Annotated in this window: 16 protein-coding genes and 1 riboswitch; of the genes, 10 read left to right on the top strand and 6 right to left on the bottom strand. The window is 63.9% G+C overall.

What is annotated here, in order from left to right:
• Positions 1–30: 30 nt before the first annotated feature.
• Positions 31–1,227, bottom strand: a complete 1,197-nt coding sequence (locus HT051_RS10830; RefSeq protein WP_174542042.1) for an MFS transporter — start codon at positions 1,225–1,227, stop codon at positions 31–33.
• 432 nt (positions 1,228–1,659) lie between these two features.
• On the opposite strand from HT051_RS10830, the gene cbbX reads away from it, so the two are divergent.
• The 5 genes from cbbX (at position 1,660) to thiD (ending at position 5,779) form a co-directional block, all read left to right on the top strand.
• Positions 1,660–2,604 (top strand): CbbX protein, encoded by a 945-nt coding sequence (cbbX, locus tag HT051_RS10825; RefSeq protein WP_174542976.1) that lies wholly within the window; start codon positions 1,660–1,662, stop codon positions 2,602–2,604.
• A 39-nt stretch (positions 2,605–2,643) separates the two neighbouring features.
• Positions 2,644–3,321 (top strand): ribulose-phosphate 3-epimerase, encoded by a 678-nt coding sequence (gene rpe, locus HT051_RS10820; protein WP_174542041.1) that lies wholly within the window; start codon positions 2,644–2,646, stop codon positions 3,319–3,321.
• The gene (locus HT051_RS10815) at positions 3,321–4,076 is read left to right on the top strand and encodes an HAD family hydrolase (RefSeq protein ID WP_174542040.1); all 756 of its coding nucleotides are present in this window, start codon (positions 3,321–3,323) and stop codon (positions 4,074–4,076) included. Before rpe ends, HT051_RS10815 begins: the two co-directional genes overlap by 1 nt.
• Before the next feature lie 77 nt (positions 4,077–4,153).
• The gene (locus HT051_RS10810; protein ID WP_174542039.1) at positions 4,154–4,888 is read left to right on the top strand and encodes a cytochrome c biogenesis CcdA family protein; all 735 of its coding nucleotides are present in this window, start codon (positions 4,154–4,156) and stop codon (positions 4,886–4,888) included.
• Between the two features lie 78 nt (positions 4,889–4,966).
• A complete protein-coding gene (thiD, locus tag HT051_RS10805; protein WP_174542038.1) occupies positions 4,967–5,779 on the top strand; it encodes a bifunctional hydroxymethylpyrimidine kinase/phosphomethylpyrimidine kinase in 813 nt (270 codons plus the stop codon).
• Positions 5,780–5,922: 143 nt separating this feature from the next.
• Here the strand turns inward: thiD and HT051_RS10800 are convergent, their stop codons facing one another.
• Positions 5,923–6,768: a fumarylacetoacetate hydrolase family protein gene (locus tag HT051_RS10800; RefSeq protein ID WP_174542037.1), complete on the bottom strand. Its 846-nt coding sequence runs from the start codon at positions 6,766–6,768 to the stop codon at positions 5,923–5,925.
• 142 nt (positions 6,769–6,910) lie between these two features.
• Between HT051_RS10800 and HT051_RS10795 the strand changes: the two genes are divergently transcribed.
• Together HT051_RS10795 and HT051_RS10790 are read left to right on the top strand one after the other, a co-directional pair.
• Positions 6,911–7,435, top strand: coding sequence for a hypothetical protein (locus HT051_RS10795; protein WP_174542036.1), 525 nt, complete (start codon positions 6,911–6,913; stop codon positions 7,433–7,435).
• Between the two features lie 68 nt (positions 7,436–7,503).
• Positions 7,504–7,718: riboswitch (cobalamin riboswitch) on the top strand.
• 291 nt (positions 7,719–8,009) lie between these two features.
• On the top strand, positions 8,010–9,989 hold the full coding sequence (locus HT051_RS10790) for a TonB-dependent siderophore receptor (protein WP_174542035.1): 1,980 nt from the start codon (positions 8,010–8,012) through the stop codon (positions 9,987–9,989).
• Between the two features lie 257 nt (positions 9,990–10,246).
• Here the strand turns inward: HT051_RS10790 and HT051_RS10785 are convergent, their stop codons facing one another.
• Positions 10,247–11,158, bottom strand: coding sequence for a DMT family transporter (locus HT051_RS10785; RefSeq protein WP_174542034.1), 912 nt, complete (start codon positions 11,156–11,158; stop codon positions 10,247–10,249).
• A 112-nt stretch (positions 11,159–11,270) separates the two neighbouring features.
• Here HT051_RS10785 and HT051_RS10780 point away from each other — a divergent pair, with 112 nt between their 5' ends.
• On the top strand, positions 11,271–11,837 hold the full coding sequence (locus tag HT051_RS10780; protein ID WP_174542033.1) for a TetR/AcrR family transcriptional regulator: 567 nt from the start codon (positions 11,271–11,273) through the stop codon (positions 11,835–11,837).
• Between the two features lie 791 nt (positions 11,838–12,628).
• Here the strand turns inward: HT051_RS10780 and HT051_RS10775 are convergent.
• Positions 12,629–13,492 carry a fructosamine kinase family protein gene (locus tag HT051_RS10775; RefSeq protein ID WP_174542032.1) on the bottom strand — a complete coding sequence of 288 codons (864 nt, stop codon included), beginning with the start codon at positions 13,490–13,492 and terminating at the stop codon, positions 12,629–12,631.
• Positions 13,493–13,573: 81 nt separating this feature from the next.
• Here HT051_RS10775 and HT051_RS10770 point away from each other — a divergent pair, with 81 nt between their 5' ends.
• Complete coding sequence (locus tag HT051_RS10770; protein WP_371740581.1) at positions 13,574–14,401, top strand: UDP-2,3-diacylglucosamine diphosphatase; 828 nt, start codon at positions 13,574–13,576, stop codon at positions 14,399–14,401.
• Positions 14,401–15,573, top strand: coding sequence for a glycosyltransferase family 1 protein (locus tag HT051_RS10765; RefSeq protein WP_174542031.1), 1,173 nt, complete (start codon positions 14,401–14,403; stop codon positions 15,571–15,573). The genes HT051_RS10770 and HT051_RS10765 overlap by 1 nt, the downstream gene beginning before the upstream one ends.
• A 57-nt stretch (positions 15,574–15,630) precedes the next feature.
• On the opposite strand, the gene HT051_RS10760 is transcribed toward HT051_RS10765, so the two are convergent.
• Together HT051_RS10760 and dgcA are read right to left on the bottom strand one after the other, a co-directional pair.
• On the bottom strand, positions 15,631–16,539 hold the full coding sequence (locus tag HT051_RS10760; protein WP_174542030.1) for a hypothetical protein: 909 nt from the start codon (positions 16,537–16,539) through the stop codon (positions 15,631–15,633).
• Positions 16,540–16,645: 106 nt separating this feature from the next.
• Complete coding sequence (gene dgcA / locus HT051_RS10755) at positions 16,646–17,626, bottom strand: N-acetyl-D-Glu racemase DgcA (protein WP_174542029.1); 981 nt, start codon at positions 17,624–17,626, stop codon at positions 16,646–16,648.
• Positions 17,627–17,670: the final 44 nt, after the last annotated feature.

The following is a 17,670-nucleotide window of genomic DNA, read 5'->3' as shown; positions in this document are numbered from 1 at the left end:
GACCTTTTGGTTCGAAGCAGAGCCGGTCGGTTACTCCGCCGGCGCCAGCGCCAATTGCCGGCGCTCCAGCGCAAGCGATAAGCCCCAGAACACCAGACCGCCCGTGGCAAGCGCCGCCCCGACCCAACCGGTCGAGGGCAGGCCCCATCCGGCGGTGAGCGCCATGCCGGCGAGCCAAGGCCCGAGCGCATTGGCGACGTTGAACGCCGAGTGGTTCAGCGCCGCAGCCAAGGTCTGGGCCTTGCCGGCCACATCCATCAGCCGGGTCTGCAGCACGGCGGCCAGCCCGCCGCTGCAGCCCACCGCCAGCACCACCGGCACCAGGGTCCAAAGACTGCCCGTCGCGAACGGGTAGATGACGAGCGCGACGATGCTCCAGAGGAGAAAGGCGCCCGCCGTCGGCATCAGCGCCCGGTCGGCCGCCCAGCCCGAGATCAGCGTGGCGATGGTCAGCCCAATGCCGCACACCGCCAGGACGAAGGGGATCGCGGCGGCCGGCGCATGGGTCACCTCAAGCATGGTGGAGGCGAGATAGGTATAGACCGCGAACATGCCGCCGAAGCCGACCGCGCCGATGCCAAGCGTCAGCCAGACTTGCGGCCGGGCCAGCGCGCTGAGCTCGGTCAGGGGATCGCCGCCCTGGTCATGTCCGCCGCCCGGCGCAAAGATGGCGACCAGGCTTGCCGTCAGGAGTGCCAGCGCAGCCACCAGCACGAAGGCCCAGCGCCATCCGAAATATTGGCCGATGCCGTTGGCCAGCGGCACGCCGACGATGGTGGCGATGGTCAGCCCGAGCATGATCCGGGAGAAGGCTTGCGCGCGCTTCTCCGGCCCCGCCAGCGTGGCCGCAAGCAATGCCGCGACGCCGAAATAAGCGCCATGGGGCAGGCCGGCAAGGAAGCGGGCGAACAGCATGAAGTGATAGCTGTCGGCCAGCGCCGAGAGGAGATTGCCGAGCGCGAAGACCAGCATCAGCCCGACCAGCAGGCTGCGGCGCGGGAGACGTGCCGACAGCACCGCGATCACCGGAGCGCCGATCACCACGCCCAGGGCATAGGCGCTGATCACATGGCCGGCGGTCGGCTCGTCGAGCTGGAGATCCTTGGAGAAGAACGGCAACAGGCTCATCGAGGCGAATTCCGTCGTCCCGATGGCGAAGCCGCCAATGGCAAGCGCGAAAAGGATCAGCCCCAGCGGGGCGCCGGTTCTCTCGGTCGTAAGGCTCATGCTGTCACGTCGCTGGCGGGAGAAGCGGCGGCGCGCCCCACGCCGGGCTTGTCCTTTTGTCCGGACCGCATGCCCGGCGATTTGAAGATGGCGCGGGCAGACGGCTCAAAACGCGGCCTCTGCCCGATAGCGCGAGTTAAGGCGGAGTCCTGTGCCATGCAATGGCGCGGGGGCGTTGTGCTTCATTTGGTCCCGCTTTGCGCCGGCAAACCACAGCGCCAGGGCGGCAAAACGCAACCCATCGGCGCAAACCCTGGTTAAGCTCGGTGTGGTATAAGGCGTAGCGAGACGCCGAAACATTCCGCGGGCGTCATCCCTGCGAAAGCAGGGATCCGGTATTCCCAGCCTTGGCGATTTCGCGTCAGTGCCGGTTACTGGATTGCCCGGTCGAGCCGGGCAACGACGAAGATGGATAACGATGTGCCGGATGAGATGAGCGAGACCGAAGAGACCGCCGCCGCGCCTGCGTCGAGCGACGCCGCAGGCGAGATCGATCTCAACAAGGAGATCGCCGAGAGCGGCATCGAGGAGGTGCTGGACGAGCTCGACCGCGAGCTGGTCGGTCTGGCGCCGGTCAAGAAGCGCATCCGCGAGATCGCGGCGCTTCTGCTGGTGGAGCGCATGCGCCGCCAGCTTGGCCTCAGCGTCGAGGCGCCGACCTTGCATATGTCCTTCACCGGCAATCCGGGGACCGGCAAGACCACCGTGGCGCTGCGCATGGCGGAGATCCTACACAGGCTCGGCTTCGTCCGCCGCGGCCATCTCGTCTCGGTCACCCGCGACGATCTCGTCGGCCAATATATCGGCCATACCGCGCCCAAGACCAAAGAGGTGCTGAAGAAGGCCATGGGCGGCGTGCTGTTCATCGACGAGGCCTATTATCTCTATCGGCCCGAAAACGAGCGCGATTACGGCCAGGAGGCGATCGAGATCCTGCTCCAGGTGATGGAGAACCAGCGCGAGGACCTGGTGGTGATTCTGGCCGGCTATGCCGACCGCATGGAGACGTTCTTCGCCTCAAATCCCGGCTTCCGCTCGCGCATCGCCCATCACATCGACTTTCCCGACTATTCCGATGCGGAGCTGATGAGCATTGCCGATCTGCTGCTGCACGAGATGAATTACCGCTTCAGCCCGGAGGCGCGCGCCGCCTTCGCCCGCTATATCGAAGCGCGGAAAGCCCAGCCGCTTTTCGCCAATGGCCGTTCGATCCGGAATGCGCTTGACCGCGCCCGGCTCCGCCAGGCAAATCGGCTGGTGGCGAACAGATCCGCCAAACTTTCGGCCGAAGACCTGATCACCATCGAACCGGAAGACATCTTGGCCAGCCGCGTGTTCGAGATCGACCGCGCGGCCAAGGCCGACGAGACACAATAAGCGCGCCCGCGCGCCAAGGGTTGAGAGAAGAGGAAAACCATGGCCGGCGAGACCATCATTGCCCCGTCGATCCTATCATCGGACTTCGCCAAGCTCGGCGAAGAGGTGAGGGCGATCGATGCGGCCGGCTGCGACTGGATCCATGTCGACGTCATGGACGGCCATTTCGTGCCCAATATCACCATCGGTCCCGATGTGGTGAAGGCGCTGCGGCCCCACTCGCAAAAGCCCTTCGACGTGCATCTGATGATCGCGCCCGCCGATCCCTACATCGAGGCTTTCGCCAAGGCCGGCTCCGACATCATCACCGTGCATGTCGAGGCGGGCCCGCATATCGACCGCTCGCTGCAGCTGATCCGCAGCCTCGGCAAGAAGGCCGGCGTGACCCTCACGCCGGGAACGCCGGAATCGCATCTTGAATATCTCCTCGACAAGGTCGATCTGATCTTGGTGATGACCGTCAATCCCGGCTTCGGCGGCCAGGCTTTCCTGGACTCCCAGCTACAGAAGATCCGCAATATCCGCAGCATGATCGGCGCCCGCCCGATCCATCTGGAGGTCGATGGCGGCATCAATCCGAAGACCGTGGCTGAGGCGGCCAAGGCCGGCGCCAACGCCTTCGTCGCCGGCTCCGCCGTGTTCAAGGACCGCGCGCTCGAAGCCAATATCGCCGCGCTCAGAGCCGGCGCCGACAATGCCCGGATCGCCGCCGCATAATGCCCGATAGCAGCCAGCACCATATTGCCGACGCTTATCTCGCCTCCGTGTTGCCGGAGCTGCGCAAACCGGGCGGCATCTGGCCCCGCGCCGTGGTGTTCGATCTCGACGGCACGCTGGTCGATACGGCGGAGGATATTGCCGCCGCCCTCAACCAGACTCTGAGCGAGTTCGACCTGCCGCCGCACGCCATCGAGGATGTGCGCAAGATGGTCGGCGGCGGGCTGGCCAAGCTGCTGCAGCGGGCACTCTACGCCCATGAGGTGGAGCGCGACGAGGCGGCGAGGGCGGAGATGCTGGAGCGGCTGCTGGCGCTTTACGCGGCGCGCCCCGTGGTCCATTCCAAGCCTTACGAAGGCGCGGTCGACCTGCTGCAGACCCTGACCGAGGCCGGCATCAAATGCGGTATCTGCACCAACAAGCCGCAACCCATCGCCGACGACGTGCTGAACGGCCTCGGCCTTGCCGGCAGCTTCGGCTTCATCCAGGGCGCCGATAGCGGCTTTCCCAAGAAGCCCGATCCCAGCCCTCTCATACATGTGATGTCGAAGTTACGCGCGGCGCCGCACGAAACCGTTATGGTTGGGGACAGCATGACCGACGTGAAAACCGCACGTGCCGCCTCGCTCGCCGGAGTGGTTCTGGTGAGCTTCGGCTATACGCCGCTTCCGGCCTCCGAGCTCGGCGGAGATCTGGTCATGGACAGCTTGAGCGAATTGCCGCGCTGCCTTGCGGTGTTATCGCAAAGAGCCTAGGCAAGCCTAAGAATAAGCCTATGAATATGCAGCGGAAAATCAGCCGCTGAAGGAACACGGAAACGGCGGATAAACCCATGACTGTCAGCTATGTCGGAGCGCTTATCGCGGGGCTTTTGAGCTTCCTCTCGCCTTGCGTCTTGCCGCTGGTGCCGCCCTATCTCTGCTTCCTCGGCGGGACCACCTTCGACCAGCTTGCCGGCGAGGAGGAGACCCCCTCCCATGTCTACGGCACCATCGTCATGTCGGCGATCGCCTTCGTGCTCGGCTTCACCACGGTGTTCGTCATCCTCGGTGCCACTGCCACCAGCCTCGGCCAGCTGGTCACCAGCCATCTGGAGCTGTTGAGCCAGATTGCCGGCGTGGTGATCATCATCGCCGGTCTGCATTTCCTCGGCCTGTTCCATATCCCGCTGCTGCATCGCGAAGCGCGCTACCAGCATGAATCGCGGCCCGCGGGGCTGGTCGGCGCTTATGTCATCGGCCTTGCCTTCGCCTTCGGCTGGACCCCGTGCATCGGTCCGGTGCTGGCGGCGATCCTGGTGGTTGCGGCCGGTGAGCAGACGGTGAGCCAGGGGGTGAGCCTGCTGCTGGTCTATTCGCTGGGGCTGGGCATTCCCTTCATCCTGGCGGCTGTCGCCATCCGCCCCTTCCTCGACGTGTTGCAGCGCTTCCGGAAGCATCTTTCCCGGATGGAGAAGGTGCTCGGCATCTTCCTCATCCTCACCGGTGTTCTGTTCCTGACGAACTCCATGACGCTGATCGCCGGATGGCTGATAGACTTGTTCCCGGGTCTCACTACGATCGGCTAACCGATTCACACGATTCGCAAACCGCTAAGCGGGGCCTAAGATGAGGCTCCATTCGCGCGCGCTTTGTCTGCAAGTGTCATGATTCCGATCGCACTCACCATTGCCGGTTCCGATTCTGGCGGCGGCGCCGGTATCCAGGCCGATTTGAAGACCTTCTCGGCCCTCGGCGTTTACGGCGCCAGCGTGATCACCGCGCTCACCGCCCAGAACACCGAAGGGGTGAAGGGGGTGCTGATCGCGCCGCCGGATTTCGTCACCGCCCAGATCGAGGCGGTCACGAGCGATCTCGATATCGCCGCCATCAAGATCGGCATGCTGGGCGATGTGCCCACCATCGGTGCGGTGGCGGATGCGCTTCGCGCTCTGCCCAACCTGCCGCGTATCCCGGTGATCCTCGATCCGGTGATGGTGGCGGCGAGCGGCGATCCGCTGCTGGATGACGGCGCCGTCGAGAGCCTGCAAACCCGGCTATTTCCGCTGACCAATCTGATCACGCCGAACCTGCACGAAGCGGCGCGCATGCTGGGTGCGTCTCCGGCGGAGGATGAGGCGGGAATGATTGCCCAGGCCGAGCAGCTGTTTCACGCCGGCGCCCCGGCGGTGCTGGTCAAGGGCGGCCACCTGCCGGGCGATCGGGCCGTCGATATCCTCTATGACGGGGAGGTGCGGTGCTTCGCCGAGACCAAGATCGACACCAAGAACACCCACGGCACCGGCTGCACCCTGTCTTCGGCCATCGCCGCGGAGATGGCCAAGGGCGCCCATCTGGGCGATGCCGTGGCTGCGGCGAAGCGCTATATGACCGGCGCCATCGCCGCTGCCGATCAACTCAAGATCGGCAAGGGCTGCGGGCCGGTGCACCATTTTTACCGGCTCTGGCCGGAAGAATAGCGCTGATCTTCTGCGGAGATAACGAATGACCCCCACCCCAACCCTCCCCCTTGCAGGGGGAGGGGGGCGAGCCGTCTCGTCTCTCCCCCCTAAAGGGGGGAGCCGGAGGGGGGGTCACTTTGGCGAAGTGCGTAAGACGACCTCTAAGCCTCAGGCACCAGCGTCTGGGTCTGCTCGCCGAGCCCTTCGATGGCCAGATGCATCACATCGCCGGCTTTCAGGAAGATGCGCGGCTTGCGGCCCATGCCAACGCCGGGCGGGGTGCCGGTGGTGATCACGTCGCCGGGCATCAAGGTCATGAAGCGGCTGATATAGGCGATCAGCTGCGCGATGCTGAAGATCATCGTCGAGGAGGTGCCGGTCTGCATCCGCTCCCCATTGATATCGAGGCTTAAGGAGAGCGCCTGCGGATCGGGAATCTCGTCCCGCGTCACCAGCCAGGGGCCGAGCGGGCCGAACGTATCGTAGCTCTTGGCCTTCGACCATTCGCCGGAACCGCCCACCTGCAGCCGCCGCTCCGAGACGTCGTTGCAGATCGTGTAGCCGGCGACATGGGAGAGGGCGTCTTCCTCGGAGACGTTCTTGGCCGGATCGCCGATCACCACGGCAAGCTCGACCTCCCAGTCCATGCGCTCGAAGCCCTTCGGCATCAGCACCTCGTCGTCGGGACCGTTGACGCAGGAGCTCGCCTTGAAGAACACGATGGGCTTTTCGGGGATGTCGAGCCCGGTCTCCTCGGCGTGATCGCGATAGTTCAGGCCGATGCCGAGAAACTTCTGCACCACGCCGACGGGCGCGCCGATCCGCGGGTTGTCCTCCACCAAGGGCAGCGATTCCAGGTCGATCTCGGCGATCTTCGCCAGCCCCGCCGAGGTCAGCACATCGCCGGCGATGTCGTCCACGATCCCCGAAAGATCGCGGATTTTACCATTTTTATCGAGGATCCCTGGGCGTTCCTGCCCTTTGTCACCAAAACGCAAAAGCTTCATCGCAACTTTCCCCTGCCGAAAATTTTCTGCATGATGCACATCGGCCTATGGGGCGGCAATGGGCCGCCGTGAAATTCATTTGCTTCGACGCGTGCTTCACCCCATCTCCCAACGACCAGGTTCAGGAATAGGGCAAGCAACCATGCTCACACGCTTGACTTCGTTCGCAATAAAAGCGGCGCCTCGCGCCGCCGCCGCGGCTATCGCCGTCTTTGCCGTGCTTTCGGTCGTCGCCGCGACCTCCGCGCCGGCCGCCGCCAACCCGTTTCAGACCCTCGCCGGCTATTGGAGCGGCGGCGGAACGCTGATCGCCGTCAACGGCCAGCCGGAGCGGGTCTCCTGCAAGGTGACCTATTTCGTCACCGGCCCCAACGTGAAGCAGAATATCCGCTGCGCCAGCACGGACTATAAGTTCTGGGCCACCTCGGCGCTCACCTACGGCAACGGCCGGGTGCGTGGCACCTGGAAGGAGAACACCTACGAGGCCAACGGCACGGTCTCCGGCACGGCCAGCGACCGAGCCATCCGCGTGAACATCGCCGGCAACAAATTCTCCGGCAATATGAACATCGCGGTCTCCAGCCGGCAGCACACCATCTCCATCAACCAGCTGAATAAGAAGACCGGACGCTATTCCAACGTCGCCAATGTCACCTTGCGGCGCTGACCGGCGGAATATGCCCCTTCGCTCAACGGCTTAGCGGAAGCCGCTTGACGCCGTGGTTAATGCTCCGTTTAGATGAGCGCTTCGTAGGTTCCCGAAGACATTCCGTCCGAAGGTGAAAAGGGAACGCGGTGAAGAGGTTTTCTCCCTCCAATCCGCGGCTGCCCCCGCAACTGTAAGCAGCGCTGTCTGCCCCAACGATGCCACTGGCCGGAAAGGCTGGGAAGGCAGGGACAGGCGAAACGAGCTGTAAGCCAGGAGACCTGCCTGCGAGCGTCACCCATCTTACGTGCGTGGGGCTCGTAAGAACGGAGTTACCCCCGGAGTGGTGACGATTCCTCGGGCTGTGAAAGGGGGGTCGTCTTGCGAAATAGTAGCCTTTGCCATCGGGGCAAACGGTTGTCGTCCGGCTGCGCCTCCTATCCCAGCCCAACCACTGGGACAGTTGGGGGTGTCAATGACAACCAAATCTTTGTGCGGGGGCCTTGTCGGCTGCCTCGCTTGCTTTTCACTTATCGCAGAAATCTCGACGGCGCGGGCAGAGGACGCAGCTGACGCGCTGGTCCTGTCTCCGATCGTGGTCGAGGGTGCAACGCTGGATCGGACGCCGCAGCGCGTAAGCCAGCCTGGCGCCACGACGACGTCGACCCGGACCGCCGCGCCTGTGCCGGGAACCGAAGCGGCAACCGCCGGCGCCAATCAGGGTGCGGCCGGCGCACCCGGCGGCGGGACGCTCGGCCTCGGCACCACGGGCAGTTCGGTGACCGTGGTCACCGGCGAGGATCTCCGTGCTCAGCAGATTCGCCATGCGGCGGATGCCTTGCGCAGTCTGCCCGGCGTTGCCGTCAGCCAGTCCGGCGCCTTCGGCAGCCTTACGCAAGTCCGCATCCGCGGCGCCGAGGGCAATCACACCCTGGTGGTGATCGACGGCATCGAGGCCAACGACCTCGCCAATGACGAGTTCGACTTCGCCAGCCTCCTGGCCGACGATATCGAGCGGATCGAGGTGATCCGCGGGCCCCAGAGCGGTCTTTACGGCGCCAATGCGCTCGGCGGCGTGATCAACATCGTTACCAAATCCGGCAAGGGCCCGGCGCAAGTCAAACTGCGCGGCGAGGGTGGCAGCTTCGACACGGGCGGCATCGCCGCCAGCGTCTCCGGCGGCGACGACAAGCGCCACGGCATTTTGAGCTTCCAGCGGCGCAAGACCGATGGGTTCAACACCTCGATGTTCGGCAATGAGGATGAGGGCTCCGATATCAGCAATGCGGTGGCCAAGGGCGGGCTCCAGATCCTGCCCTGGCTGAAGGTCGACGGCGTCTTTCGCCGCGATGAGAACGAGTCGGATATCGACGACTTCCTTCCTTATGCGGGCGCCGTGATTCCGTTCAACGGCGTCTACCTGCCGCTCGATTCCAATTCGAGCTTCGACCTCACCAACCAGATGGCCGGCTCCAATGTCACCGCGACCTTGCTGGACGGCCATTGGGTGCAGCGCTTCCATGCCGATTACAGCGACACCGAGTCGGAGAACCGCAGCGAGGCGAACGGCTTCTCCAAATACGACGGCGACCGGACCAGGTTCTCCTATTTCTCGACCCTGAAAGGGGAAACGCCCGGCTTCTTCGACAGCCATCACGCGGTGACCGGCATGCTGGAGACCACCGACGAGAACTTCACCCCGAGCCATGACCGGATCGAGCGCACCCGTGGCACCGATTCGGCCGCCGCCGAATATCGCGGTGAGTTCTACGATCTGCTTGGGGTGACCGCCTCGCTGCGTCACGACGACAATGACAGCTTCGAGGATTCGACCACCTATCGCGTGGCCGGCTCGCTCGCCGTGCCGAACACGCCGATGCGGCTGCATTCCAGCGTCGGCACCGCCGTGGTCGCGCCCACCATGTACGAGCTCTACGGCTATGTGCCGAACACCTTCACGCCCAATCCCAACCTGAAGCCGGAAGAATCCTTCGGCTGGGATGCCGGTATCGAGGTGAGCTTGATGCGCGGGCGGCTGGTCGTCGACGTGACCTATTTCGAGCAGGATCTGGAGAACGAGATCACCACCGCCTTCCTGCCGAACTTTACCTCCTCGCCGGTCAACATGCCCGGCACCAGCGACCGGGACGGTGAGGAGGTTTCCGCCGCCTGGGAGATCGTCGACGGGCTGACCCTGAGTGGCGCCTACACCCATCTGCACGCCACCGATCCGAGCGGGATCCGCGAGGTGCGCCGCCCGGAGCATGCCGGCCGGGTGGATGTCGATTACCGCTTTGCCGACGACAAGGCGCATCTGCGGCTCGGCGTCATCTATAACGGCGCGATGGACGACTTCGTCTATACGGCCTACGCCCCGTACACCTCCATCACCACGCTCGATTCCTACACCACCGTGCGTCTGGCCGGCAGCTACGAGCTGCGGCCCGGGCTTGAGGTCTTCGCCCGTGCCGAAAACCTGTTCGATGCCGACTATCAGGAGGTGTTCGGCTACGAGACGGCGGGCGCAGCCGTCTATGGCGGGCTGAAGCTCACCTTGGGCGGCAACGGTCTTTAGAGAGAAGGCGGCTTGCGCCTTTCGGAACGCAGCCAATAGGGCAGCCAGATAAGAGTGAAGGGCGGCTTCGGCCGCCCTTTTGATTCGGAATTCCAATTCGCCTGGCAGCATCGCCATCAGGGCATTGACGGCGCGCCGAGGGACCTGTCGGAAAACAGGTCTTTGCCGACAGGGAGGAGCCGATCTATCTCAATCACTCAAAGCTTACGACGCGAACGTCCGGTTCGAACCCACGCTTCATGAGGCTGGAGATGGCATCAAGGTCGGCTTTCGAGGGTTTTGCCGCGAAGCAGATTTGTGACCGGCTCCAAAACGCCTGCGGCCGTGATCAAGAGCACGCCCAAGATCTGTCTCAAGCCGAACGGCTCGTCTGCCCAGATCGCCGCGGTCACCGTCCCTGCGCTGATTTCCGTCATGAACAGGATCGCAAGCAGGCCGGGGCTGAGCACAGTGGCACCCCACATGATGGCAAACGCTGGCGGGATGACGAGGACAATCGCGACGGGAACGATCCACCACAATACGCTCCGTATCGTTTCCCAATCCGGCGCCGAGGTCGCGCCTTCGATCGGCAGTAACGCCAGCAAGAGCGCCGCGACGCTACCCCAGACGAAGTACGACAGTGTGAAATCGATGCCGTTGCCGCCCTCGTCCGAGTTCATCACGACCGCGGCGACGGCCCACAGGAGTCCGCCCGCAATCCCCATCCAGTCTCCGATATTGAAAGCGCCGCCCAGCCCCTCATCGACCCTGAGGATGAACATCAGACCGGTCAGAGCCAGGCCGATCATCGCCCAGCGATGCATCGTGATGCGCTCGCCGAGCAGGACGCGGGCGAGCAACGTGCTCCAGACAGGCGTCAGGTAATAGAAGAGGAGTGCCCGAACCACGTCCGTGAAGACGAGCGCCCCCGCATAGCAAACGAGCGACGTCCCGGCGAGGAGGCCCGCCAGGTGAAGCCGCCATCCCCCTGCGATGATCCGGCGACGGCGCAGAATAATGGCCGGTAACAGAAAGAGAGCCGGCAGAACGTAGAACAGGACGACAGCCCAAACGCCCATGATCCCGGCTACATCCAGGGCTCGCAAGGGTATCCAGAAGAGGCCCCAGGCCAGCCCGGAGAGAGCCACCGCCAGCATTGCGGTGTTTTCGGTCGAGAGCTTCGTCATGAATGCGATCCGCAGGAGAGCCTATCTAGTACTTGGTAGGATGTATGTCCGGTTGACCCCGCGGTCGTCAACCCCCTATCTAGTACTTGGTAGAATTGGACGGGTCGCAGATATGCAGAGCCAAAAAGCCACCGAAATTCTAGACGCCGCCCGCAGGCTTATGATGGATCGGGGCTATAACGGATTCAGCTTCCGGGACGTCGCGGCCGAAGTCGGCATCAAGAGTGCGAGCATTCACCATCACTATCCGACCAAGGCTGAGTTGGCGGAAGCGGCAGTCCGCAGTTATCGCGAAGCCTGCGGCAACGCGCTAACGATGCTGCCGGAAACCGATGCGCCAGCGATGCTGGCGGCTTACGGCGATCTTTTCGTCGCGACGTTGCGCGATCAGGGCAGCGTGTGCCTCTGTGGGATCCTCGCCGCCGAGGCATCGACCCTGCCTGAGCGCATCACGGTAGAAGTGGGCCGCTTTTTCGAAGAGCAGCGGTCATGGCTGACTGATGTCGTGCGAAAGGGCAAGCAAGACGGTGACATCAAGCCCGAGATCGATCCTGATGTGTTTGCGGAGACATATATCTCTGGCTTGGAGGGCGCCATGATGATCGCCAGAGGGACCGGAAGGCCTGACCATCTTGCGCGATCCATCGATCAGCTGATCCAGTTAATCCGCGTTGGCTAGGCCACGAGATTGAAAGCGGTCATTGCAGCGATCTGAGCAAACGGTGCTGGCGCCGGCTCTGTTGGACGCTAGCCAATCGGACCTGGAAAGGGCGGCGTCGGCCGCCCTTTTGATTCGGTTCTACCGGGCCGCTTTCCGAGATTGGCGGAAATTGGTGGTTTTTTCCGCCGCCCGCCGTGGAAATGCAGTCTCCAAATCCACCGCTTGGCAGGGCAAATGACACCCCTGTTGCGCAAAAGCCACGCGAAGACGGTCGATACGGGCTCTATCGCGTCCCTCGATCGGCCTTCGGAAGGCGGATTTTGCGGAGGGGGAGAGCTCGACACCTTATGAAGGAGGATTGGTAATTAATTGTTTTAAAAGAAGAAAAATTGATTGTCGCATGACCGCAAAGACCGTGTGTGCATTTTTGCAACAGGGTGCGGACGATTTGCGTTTCGGCTGTTGCCCAAACTTGAAGCAGCGCCCGCCGGTCAGCTAGCTTTAGCTCACACACGACGGGGGCACGGGCTGGGGGGCCAATGCCTCAAGAGGCGTCAGACGGGAGCCAAATGGGGGACATGCGGCTCCATGAACCGAACGGAAAAGCCGAGAGGTTCGAGGGACAGTTAAACGGATCCGCCAATCAAGAAGAGACTTGGATCCGGATAACATTGGGGGGGCGAGTTGGAGGCCACGATGAGGCGAAAGCCTCGGAGCCCGACTCGTTTCGCAGGGAAAACCGGCCCGCTTTGGCGGGCCGGTTTTTTTTGTGCCGTGGTCTGCGATTTGGGGTGCGAAGGTTTAAACGCCTAGAAGCCCAATCGGTTCAACACCCGGGTGATTCCGTTCAGATATCCGGCGCCGAACAGGCGCAAATGCACCAGCGTTGGATAGAGATTGTAGATCTCCCGGCGGAGCTCGTGGAACCCCGGCTCCAGCGGCCGCAAGTCCTCGTAAGCGGAAAAGAACGGCGCACCGAACGTGCCGAACATGGTGGTGAAGGCGAGCTCCACCTCCGGATGGCCGAAATAGATCGCCGGATCGACGAAGCCGGCGATGCGCCCTTCCTTCACCAGCACATTGCCGCCCCAAAGATCGCCATGCAGCAGGCTGGGATAGGCCGGCTCGGTGAGATAGCGGTCGAGCTTGCCGGCAAGCCGTTCCAGCCGCGAAAACTCCGCCGCCGGCAGCACGCCTTCGTCCAGCGCGGCATGACCCATGGCGAGCAGCCGCTCCTCGGCGAAGAAGGCGGTCCAGCTTGCCATCTGCCGGTTCGGCTGGGGCAGGGGGCCGATCAGCGTATCGCGGGCATAGCCGAACGCTTCGCCGGGAATGCCGTGCAGCGCCGCGACGTAAGACGCCGCATCGCGCTCCGCCGCCGGGGTGATCGCACCACCGTCATTCTCGATATAGCTCATTACCAAGAGGCCGGGCTCGGCATGCACCACGTTTGGAATCGGAAAATCGGAAAGCCGCGCCAGCTCGGCGAGCATAAAGGCCTCGATCTGAAACCCGGCCCCATCGCCCGCCGCGCGGTCCCGCGCCGCCTTCACCGCAAGCTTGCGCCCGTCTTCCAGCGTCAGCACCAGCCCCTGAAGGCCGAATCCCACCCCCAAGGAGCGGGAGGCTGCGATCTTCGCGCCGAGAAGGACTTCCAGCTCGCTCTCCAGCATCGGCGCATTTCCTCCGTTTCTTGTACAGCTCTCGCTCTGTCACAACCCTGATACAAAATCAGCTTAACTGCGGAACTCGCTATGGATATGCAGGTCTCAAATCTCAATAAACCCGGCCAAACCCAGCACTACCGGGCTTTGTTCATCTCCGATATTCACCTGGGGACGAAAGCCTGTCAGGCGGCAGCCTTTCTCGATTTCCTGAAGTCATGCGAAGCCGAGAAGATTTACTTGGTGGGCGACATTGTAGACTTCTGGCGCCTGCGCCGGAGCGTCTACTGGCCCCAGCTGCACAACGACGTGCTGCAGAAGCTTTTGCGGCGCGCGCGCAAGGGCACCAAGCTGATCATGATTCCCGGCAATCATGACGAGGTGCTGCGCGAATATTGCGGCAGTTCCTTCGGCGCCATCACCATCGAACGCGACACCATCCACGAAGGCGCGGACGGCAAGCGGTACCTGGTGATGCATGGCGACGAGTTCGATGTGGTCGTGCGTTACGCCAAGTGGATCGCGTTCCTTGGCGATTGGGGGTACAATTTCGCGCTCTGGCTGAACACGCATTTCAACACCATGCGGCGTTGGTTCGGTCTGCCCTACTGGTCGCTTTCGGCCTATCTGAAAAATCGGGTGAAACGCGCAGTGAATTATATCGGAGAGTTTGAGGCGGCGCTGGTCCAAGAGGCCGCCCGCCGTGGGACACAAGGGGTTATCTGCGGCCATATCCATCATGCCGCCAGCCGTCCGATCGGCGAGATAACCTATATGAACACCGGAGACTGGGTCGAAAGCTGCACCGCGATCGCAGAGACCCATGCGGGGACCTTCGAGATCATTCGTTGGAATCCCGCACACTCCGGGGTAGGTCCCAGAACGGTATCCGACAAGGAGCTCGAGGCAGCAGCCTGATGAAGGTGCTCGTCGCGACCGATGCCTGGCATCCCCAGGTGAATGGGGTGGTCTGCACCTATGAACGGCTGGCCGAAGAGATCGCCGCGCGCGGCGATGAGCTGCTGTTCCTTGCCCCGTCCGATTTCCGCACCGTGCCGTGCCCGACCTATCCGGAGATCAGGCTGGCGATGACCGGCAGCCGCCAGGTCGCCAAGCGCATCAACGAGCTGGCGCCGGATTTCATCCATATCGCCACGGAAGGGCCGGTGGGGCTCGGCGCCCGCAAATATTGCATCAAGCGGCGCATCCCCTTCACCACCAGCTATCACACGCGGTTTCCCGAATATATCAGCGCCCGGCTGCCGGTGCCGCTGGCCTTGGGCTATGCCATGGAGCGCTGGTTTCACGGCCGCGCCGCAGCGACCTTCGTCGCCACCGATTCCATTGCCGAGGATTTGCAGCGCCACGGGTTCGAGCGGCTGATGCATTGGTCGCGCGGCGTCGATACCGAGCTGTTCCGGCCGCGCCCGGTGCGGCTGTTCGGCGATGAGCCGGTCTTCCTCTATGTCGGCCGCGTGGCGGTTGAGAAGAATATCGAGGCCTTTCTGGAGCTCGATTTGCCGGGCCAGAAGGTGGTCACCGGCGGCGGCCCGCAGCTGGCCGAGCTGCAGAAGAAATACCCGTCCGCCACCTTCACCGGGCCGAAGCACGGCGAAGAGCTGGCCGAGATCTATGCCTCCGCCGATGTGTTCGTCTTCCCCAGCCTGACCGATACGTTCGGCCTGGTGCTGCTGGAGGCGTTGGCGAGCGGCGTTCCCGTCGCGGCCTTCCCGGTTTGCGGGCCGAAGGACATCATCACCGATCCGGCGGTCGGCGCGCTGAGCGAGAATTTGAAGGATGCGATCCTGAAGGCCATGAAGCTGGACCGCGCCGCGGCCCGCTCGCATGCGCTCACCTATAGCTGGGAACGCGCCGCGGAGCAGTTCATCGACAATGTGCTGGCGGCAAACGACGTTCCGCCGCGCCGCCGCAGGCGCTTGCTGAGGCGCAAAAAAGGACGGCCCGGTTGGGGGGAAACCGGGCCGTCTCGCACTCGCGCGTCAATGTGGGGGACGCTTGGGGGAAAGTGCGTCTCCCAGGAAATGGGAACATCCCAGCCGGGAGTCAAGGCCCCCCAGCCGCGTCCCTAGCAAAAAATTGTAATCCGCTGATATTACACGCGAATACGTCGCGTGAATGCCGGTTGCCTAGCCGAACATGGCCGCCCGCTTGGCCGCATGCAGCTTCTGCAGCGCTTGCGTGGCGGTCGCGGCCGGGGCCTTTTCCGGTTCGTTCGACGCCGCGGTTGGGGGCTGTTCGATGCCGCCATCGTGCTTCGCCTCGGGCGCGATTTCCGGCATCTCTGGAAGCCCGGGGAGAGCGGCTTCGCCGACTGCCGCGCTTGGCTCCGGCGGGGCCGTCTCATGCCCTGCGGCTTGCGGCGTAGCGGGGGCCGCTGCCGGAGAAGTCTCGGCGGGAGGGGGCGTCTCGGCACGTCTCTCCGGTGCAGGCGAAGATGCGGGCGAAGCTGTCGGTGAGGCCATCGGCTTCACCACGCGCCCCTCGGCCATGGCGATGAGATGTGCGCGGATCTCCTGCAGCACCGAAACCGCACGGTGGCGCTTGCGCAAGATCGCCTCCTGCGCCGTGCATGCCCCGAAGATGTCCCGCACCCCGGTCTCGATCCGCTCGCAATAGCGGGTATCCGGGGCACCGTCGCGCATCTCCCAGGCGACGTCCTGCAGGGTTTCGGCGGCCAGAAGAATCTGCTCCGTCGCCTTGGCGCCGGAGGCGGTCAGCGCTTCCAGCTCCGCCGCGACCCGTTCCACCTGCGCCGCGACCGGCGCCAGCGAGGCGGACGGTGCAGGCTGAGTGGCGGGCTTCGAGGCGGATGGCTTTCGCGCCGCCGCAGGCTTTTTCGGCTGCAAGCCGACACGCCCGCCGCCGCCGGCCCGGATCATCGCTGCTTCCAGCCGCGCGATCGCCCGCAGCAGGACCTCGGTATCGGCGCTGCGGTTGCGGCGCGCGAACTCGGCCAGGAACCAGCGGCCGCGCGGACTGTCCTGAAGCGCCGACTCGATCAGCGAGAATTCCGTCAGCGAAAGTTTCTGCCCCATGAACCTCTGCCCCAAGGGCGCATGCCCTCAATCCGCCAAGTTGCGACGAAGCTAGCTGATTCGAGCAGGTTTTGGTGGCTTGGCAGGGGACTTGGGAGGGGAAGAGCTAGCCCCAAAGCTCCGGGTCGGGCGGGTAGAGCAGGGCGCCGTCATAGGCGAGGCCCGCTTCGCGGTCTTCGGCCAACAGAAGCGGCCCGTCGAGATCAACCCATTCGGCCTCTTGCGCCAGCAGCAGGGCAGGAGCCATGGCCAGCGACGTCGCCACCATGCAGCCGACCATGATCTCCAGGTCGAGCTCGCGCGCCTTGCCGGCCATGGCCAGCGCCTCGGTCAGCCCGCCGGTTTTGTCGAGCTTGATATTGATCGCATCGTAGCGGCGGGCGAGCTCTTCCAGCCCGGTCCTGTCATGGGCCGATTCATCGGCGCAGATCGGCACCGGGCGCGGCATCTCGGCGAGGATCGCGTCTTCCTCCGCCGGCAGCGGCTGCTCGATCAGCTCGATGCCATTGGCCTCCGCCGCCAGCATCAGCATCTCAAGCTGCTCGATGGGCCAGGCCTCGTTGGCATCGGCGATCAAACGGGCCGAGGGCACCGCCTCGCGAACCGCCGCCAGACGTTCCGCATCGCCATCGCCGCCGAGCTTCAGTTTCAAAAGCGGACGCTCCTCGGCGCGGCGTGCCGCGGATGCCATCTCCGCGGGAGACCCAAGCGAGATGGTGAAGGCGGTGAGCACCGGATGCAGCGGCGGCAGCGCGGCCAGCACATGCACCGGCACGCCCTGGCGCTTCGCCTCCAGATCCCATAGCGCACAATCGAGTGCGTTTCGCGCCGCGCCCGGCGCCGCCATATGCTGGCTGAGAGAAACGCGGCTCAGCGCATCGCCGAAGCGGGATGCCACCGCCTCGATCTCTTCGCTCACGCTAGCGACGCTCTCGCCATAGCGGGCGTAAGGCACGCATTCGCCGCGGCCGCGCAGATCGCCCTCGCGCAAGGTGGCGACCACCACCTCCGCCTCGTCCTTGGAGCCGCGGGAGATGGTGAAGCCACCGGCGATCGGCCAGCGCTCGACGGCAAGCTCCAACTCCATGCCTGAACCACTCCTTCGAATTTTTCCGGGCCTTCAAACGAAAC

The sequence above is a fragment of the Methyloligella sp. GL2 genome (assembly GCF_013341275.1).
GTDB lineage: Bacteria > Pseudomonadota > Alphaproteobacteria > Rhizobiales > Methyloligellaceae > Methyloligella.
Note: the sequence above shows the minus strand (reverse complement) of the source record. Positions and strands in the feature narration are given on the sequence as shown.